The sequence below is a fragment of the Bacteroidota bacterium genome (assembly GCA_039111535.1).
Lineage (GTDB): Bacteria > Bacteroidota > Rhodothermia > Rhodothermales > JAHQVL01 > JBCCIM01.
In genome coordinates, this window is sequence record JBCCIM010000287.1 from 1 (window position 1) to 5,775 (window position 5,775).

Here is a 5,775-nt window from a genome sequence, read left to right on the forward strand (position 1 = left end):
CTCAGTCCACGAGGTGCCATCAAAGTCAAAGACATAGGCGGAGCCTGAATCGTTGGCGTTATCGTCGTCCAGAACTGCCCCGATGAGTGCGCGGTCCCCGGAGAGCGATACCGACCAACCAAAACCGTCAAATTCAGCGCCATCGGATGCGGTGAGCTTTTCCGTCTCAGTCCACGAGCTGCCATCAAAGTCAAAGACATAGGCGGAGCCTGAACTGAAGCCGTTATCGTCGTCCCCCAATACCCCGATGAGTGCGCGGTCCCCGGAGAGCGATACCGAGTAACCAAAAAAGTCACTTCCAGCGCCATCGGATGCGGTGAGCTTCTCCGTTTCATTTAAGGCGGCCGAGATGGCTTCAGTCAGCGAAGCTGATTCAGTAGCCCCCCCCCTGAGACTCCAGGAAGTCCTGAAATTCGTCCACAGACAGCCAGACCATGGAGTCAGCTTCTGCGTCGTACCAGGGGATCACCTCATCGGCGGACTGCGCCTGGGCCGGGATGGTGTATAGAAATGCCAGAAAGAAAGCTAGTATTAATCGCATGCGGATTTTTCTTGTTCGTTTACCTAGGCACCAGAGTAGAGCCTTTCAGAAGTGCAGATTACTGTATCTATAATTTACCTTTATAAGCCGCGTGAGAAATAGGATACGGGCAAATGGATACAGTCTTAACAGAAAGCATAGCCAAAACCCATAGGGAATCTATTACCTGCCAGCACTACAAACCACTACAGCAGGCCGGTTTTCCCCTGTATCTTTTTGGCCGCAACTGCGCAATAATTCGCTTCAAAGTAGGCAATATCCCCCCTCTCTTGCATCTCAGAGTCGTCGCTATTTCGCTGCGTGTGCGCTTTTGCGCAATAGAAATGGCAAAATAGTACCGTTTTTCTTTCGAATCTCTACCCTTAAAACAACCGCGTTACCTACAAACGCTTTCGATATGCCGTACCATTTTACGTGCTTCTGAGCGCTGCACTTTTATGGCACCCCCTGTGTCTACCCAAGGCGCTCAATAGCCAGCAGAGACAGATCGTCATCAAACGGGCGGTCATTTGACCATGCGTGCAGTTCGTCTAGAATGCCATCCATTGATTCTTTAAGTGGCATGGTGTGGGTGCGCCGGGTATAATCCAACAGCCGTTCACCTGAATACATTTCGCCCTCTGTATTTGCACACTCAGAGATGCCATCTGTGTACAAAATGAGCCGGCCGCCTTTCTGAAGGCGCATGGAGACATTGTCAAAGTCGATCTCTGGCATCCACCCAATCGGAAATCCACCTTCACCAATGAGCTGTCCCTGTCCAGCAGGATCAAGTACAATAGGTGAAGGATGACCAGCCTGCGCGACCTGGAACTCGCCCGTATGGATATTCAAGACGCCGTATACAATCGTAAAGTATTGCGACGTTTCCTCATCCAATTGAAACCGGGTGTTAAGTTCGCGCAGTACGTCACCCGTTGTCTGTATTTTCCGTGTTTTGGAATTGATTACAGGATTCACTTCCCAGGAATTCGAAGCTAGCATTTTGCTAACGGTAACGGTAAGCAGCGCAGAGGGCACCCCATGACCGGACACGTCGAGGAGGTAGAAAATGATATGGTCATCGTCCATTTGCGTAACGTTGAAGATATCACCCGACACAACAGAATGTGGCTGATACATCCATTCGATTCGGTAGTCACCAATGGTCATACTTGGTGGCGGGAGCAGGCTGCGTTGCAGGGCTGCGCCGGCTTCGAGGTCGCGCTGGATTTCGAGACGGGCTTCTTCAAGCTTGCGATTGGCTTCGCGTAACTTGGTATTTCGGGCTGCCAGATCTTGCTCGAGGTGTACGATACGCTCACCTGCGCGAATTCTTGCCCGGAGGACGTCAAAATCAACAGGCTTGCTTACAAAATCATCTGCGCCGGCTTCGAATGCCGTGACGAGGTCTGCGCTTTCAGTTTTTGAAGTAAGCAGAATGGTGTAGACATAGGCCCTGCTGTCGAGGTCCCTGATTTTCTGACACAACTCCACACCATTCATGTTGGGCATCAACCAGTCGCTTATCACACAATCGACCCGGTGGTCCTGGATATATTCCCAGGCTTCCTGGCCGTCTTCTGCAAGTTGCACGGTGTGCCCCCAATCCTTCAGCACCCTGTTAAGCAAGGTGCGTACAAGCCGATCATCATCAGCTACCAAAATCCGCATAAGCGTATAAGAGCGAGGCTTAATCCTAATACAGCGGTGTTGCGGCATGCAACACATTCTGTTGTTATATCGGCCGCTCAAACCGGTGCATTAAACGAATTCAGTTTTGTTTTTTCAACAAAAGTTGTAGCAGTCAGGTCTGTTACACGCCTCCCAAATATGCGCCCGCCATTTTGTAAAACGAGATCAGGAAAACACAACAACGCCATCGAGCACGGTGCCATCCTCAATGTGTTTGGGCTGGTCAGCATTGTTGGTGATTGTCACATTGCCTCGGCACACTATGTTTTTCCCAAAACGTACATCACCTACCACTTCGAGTCGCTGGCAGTCTTTCAATGAGGGCGAGCCATGCGGAAATTTCTCGGCCAGCGCATCGACCGTTTTGTAATGCGTGCGGTCCAGGTTAATCGCACACGGACGGCCTTCACGTTCCGGGATCAGCGCCAGTGTAAAGTCTTTATTCATCTGGTATGCATCCGAACGCACGGCCAACAATTCATTCGTTGTTTTTACAGGCGCAAACCGTGTCCTCGGGACGCGCACTGCACCGGCGCCCTCAAAGACGGCAATAGCTGCACCCATGGCTGTTTCCAACTGATAAACGGGCGTAGATCCACCATCTCGCGGGTCTACTGTTTTGCTATTTCTGATCATGGGCAGGCCCAGGATACCCTCTGTCTTTTCGATCAGCGCAGCAAGTGCTTCCAGATTGATCCACAGGTTATTCGTGTTGAAGTAGCGATGTTTATCGATATTCTGGAAATGACCGGTATCATCAGCCGGACACTGCGCTGATTCGCGCAACAGAAATCCGCCTGACGGATCTACTGCAAGATGCCCCCCTTTGCGATCAGCCGCGGTTCTATCAGCAACCTCCATCAGGAATGGCAAATTGTGTTTTGCAAAATACCCCAGCAACAGCGGGTCGATAACCGCACCCAGGTTGTCACTATTGGATACAAACACGTATTTGATGCCGGCGTTGCGAAGTTCGGCCAGCATGCCGGTGGTCACCATCGCAATATAGAGGTCGCCGTGCCCTGGCGGACACCACTCAAGCGCAACATCAGTCGGCCAACGCACAGGCTCAAGCGTTTCCTGGTTGACTTTGGGAATTTTGTGCTGGATAAAATCCAATGGCACCGCTCGCTTCAAATCTGGGTAATCTGCAATTTTGTCCCGCGAATCATCAGCCGTTGAGAAACTGTTCATGAGCAAAAGTGACACATCCCAGTGGATGGCTTGCTGTGCAATCACATCCAGGAAAGTCTGCTCTTCTCGAACAGCCAGTAGCGACTTGGCCCGTTTCAGGCCCATGCTAGTCCCAAGTCCACCGTTCAGTTTAAGCATTGCTGTATGGGCAAGCTCACGTTCTCCAGCAGCACGATACGTTGAGGCCAGCTTCTCATAATCGGGTATATCCTGCGCCGGCTCAATTGACGATTCTGCAATCATGCCGGTCTCACCACGAACCAGCTGCTGGTAGTAATAGGCAAAAGAGCGTGCAGCAAGATCGGGCATCCCCTCCTCTTTCATGCGATCCAAAAATGCATCCAGATGCGTAAGCGTGGCGTCCATATACTCAAATACTAAATTTTTACTGGAAGGCTAGAGAAGTGGGTACGTGCCTTTCAGGATTATCAAATGCACTAACCGGTCGTTGCCCGACCCGTTTCATCCTGAAAAAACTTGATGCAATAGTATAGGCAGAATACCAATTTTAGCATTACCTTAAATAGAATTAGATGTGAGAAAGCAACGTTCCATCCATCTACCCGAGTTTTGCCGGAAGCCTTTTGACAACCCTGTTACCTTACTTGATATCGCGACGTGCACTGTCCACTTGAGCGAAAAAACACGCAAAGCAGGCTTAACATAACAAGGTGACTGAGACTAAACAGTACGGATAGAAGGGTAAAACCAAAAAAAACATGGTGTAACGGGAAGCAAATACGCAGTTTATGCGTCTCTATATACGCCCTGCAATAGCAGTTATTGCATTGAGATGTATCGTATCAGAGGTGTCATCACCCCAAACGCTAGCAACTCCATCCCATATTTCGTGAAGTAAGTGGTCGCGCGCCTCCACGCGTCCCACTCTATTGGATTTTAAAACAACCAGTTTCCCCATGAAGCATTCCTTCGTGTTTGTATTGATTTTTTCGTTTTTGTTTGTAGGATGTCAGGACAGTAATGGCCGGTTCACCTTGCGCCGAAACAGCCCAGAAGCCGGCACCGAAGCACGCGCAGCCATCGCCCAGATGAGTCCGATTGAGCTTGACCGTTGCCCGGTTGAGATTGACGTCCCCCGGCCTACTGATATTGCCATTTCTTCCACACCGCCCACAGCATCTGCAACAACCAGTTCTGATGACCGAAGCACCTGGCAGGACAAGCTTGCGCAGGTAATGGGGGACGATGGGGCAATTGAAGACGAACCCTTGCCGGCTTCCCGAGCTACAGCATCGGTCAACTCGAACACAGTTGGTGAACGCATCAACCGTATTGATATCAGGAGCCGCAACAGTAGCTATGATCGCGTTGATATTATATCTGGTAACGCAGCGCGTTTGACTACTCGCGGTACAGCTCGCGTAACCCGTGAAGTCCCAGACAGGCGCGGCCGCATCGAGACCGTTACCAATGAAGGCGTTGAGGTGAACCTGGTCTACAACCTCATCAACAGCACCCGCGGTTGGACCTGTAGCAGTGTAAATGCCGACATTATCAGCATTCCTGATGGCACGGACAGCAGTCAATCTGGTAGCCGGTCAAGAAGTGACAAAGACTATAGCAACAGAATTGGCTGGTAGTAACATATTTTGGTACATAAAAGAAGCACCCTGAAATGACATCAGGGTGCTTCTTTTTTTTTATAGGGTAACGGCGCTTGTTATCAATTCCCCAACGACTCCAACACCTGATTCGCGCGCGGTGTGCCGGCTTGCTTCAACAGCGCAATGCCTTCTTCTTCCCGCCCGACCTTAAGGTATACCCTGCCAATATCTTCTGCGACCTTGGGATCATCCGGCGCCAGCTTGTATGCCTCTTCAACATAGGGCACCGCTTCGTCCCACTTGCCCATGCTGTTGCCCAAAATCGAGTAGCCAATGATTCTTCTTGCTTTGACGTACTCGGGGTGGTCTGCCGGCACGCGCTTGTAGTATTCGAGGGCCATTTCATGGTCGCGTTCTAGTAACATCAGACGATCTGCTTCGGTATAAGGATCGTGTGTTAGTTGCGGGAGTTCTGGTAGAAAAGACATCGTCGCCAGCAATTCTTTCAAGGCAACCTCGTCTGGGACATGCTCCTCCTTACTTGCAGATACGCTAACCTTTACAAATGATGCTTCACGACTTATAAATGCCACATAGGCAATAAAATTTGAAGCTTCCGCCCAAAAAAGTTCAACGCCTTGGGGATATGTAGGGATCAGCGCTGGTTTAAAGAGAGGCCGCTTAAAGGGCCACGCTTCTTCCTCTAGCTGTCGGGCTTCGTCGGCATGCGACATCGGAGCACCTCGGCCTTCGAGCCATGTCTCTTTTGTAAGCTCGTGTAGCATGCCATATTTTTCTACA

At 50.5% G+C, this 5,775-nt stretch carries 6 protein-coding genes; 1 reads left to right on the forward strand and 5 read right to left on the reverse strand.

What is annotated here, in order from left to right; all coding sequences use genetic code 11:
- The 4 genes from AAF564_25560 to AAF564_25575 all read right to left on the reverse strand — a co-directional run.
- On the reverse strand, positions 1-444 hold a 444-nt coding region (locus AAF564_25560; protein ID MEM8488938.1), incomplete at its 3' end, for an FG-GAP repeat protein.
- Positions 374-541, reverse strand: coding sequence for a hypothetical protein (locus AAF564_25565; protein ID MEM8488939.1), 168 nt, complete (start codon positions 539-541; stop codon positions 374-376). The genes AAF564_25560 and AAF564_25565, both read right to left, overlap by 71 nt.
- A 453-nt stretch (positions 542-994) precedes the next feature.
- Entirely contained in the window at positions 995-2,194 is a 1,200-nt protein-coding gene (locus AAF564_25570; protein ID MEM8488940.1) for a SpoIIE family protein phosphatase, read from the reverse strand.
- 186 nt (positions 2,195-2,380) lie between these two features.
- Complete coding sequence (locus AAF564_25575; protein MEM8488941.1) at positions 2,381-3,775, reverse strand: UTP--glucose-1-phosphate uridylyltransferase; 1,395 nt, start codon at positions 3,773-3,775, stop codon at positions 2,381-2,383.
- 551 nt (positions 3,776-4,326) lie between these two features.
- Here AAF564_25575 and AAF564_25580 point away from each other — a divergent pair.
- Positions 4,327-5,010, forward strand: coding sequence for a hypothetical protein (locus AAF564_25580; protein ID MEM8488942.1), 684 nt, complete (start codon positions 4,327-4,329; stop codon positions 5,008-5,010).
- 83 nt (positions 5,011-5,093) lie between these two features.
- Here the strand turns inward: AAF564_25580 and AAF564_25585 are convergent.
- Positions 5,094-5,775: tetratricopeptide repeat protein (locus tag AAF564_25585; protein ID MEM8488943.1), on the reverse strand; the 682-nt coding region annotated here is incomplete at its 5' end.

Bases quoted from the DNA above. Each gene is read 5' to 3' on its own strand.
- AAF564_25565 (MEM8488939.1), bottom strand. From the start codon at position 541: ATGCGATTAATACTAGCTTTCTTTCTGGCATTTCTATACACCATCCCG.
- AAF564_25580 (MEM8488942.1), top strand. From the start codon at position 4,327: ATGAAGCATTCCTTCGTGTTTGTATTGATTTTTTCGTTTTTGTTTGTA.
- AAF564_25570 (MEM8488940.1), bottom strand. From the start codon at position 2,194: ATGCGGATTTTGGTAGCTGATGATGATCGGCTTGTACGCACCTTGCTT.
- AAF564_25575 (MEM8488941.1), bottom strand. From the start codon at position 3,775: ATGGACGCCACGCTTACGCATCTGGATGCATTTTTGGATCGCATGAAA.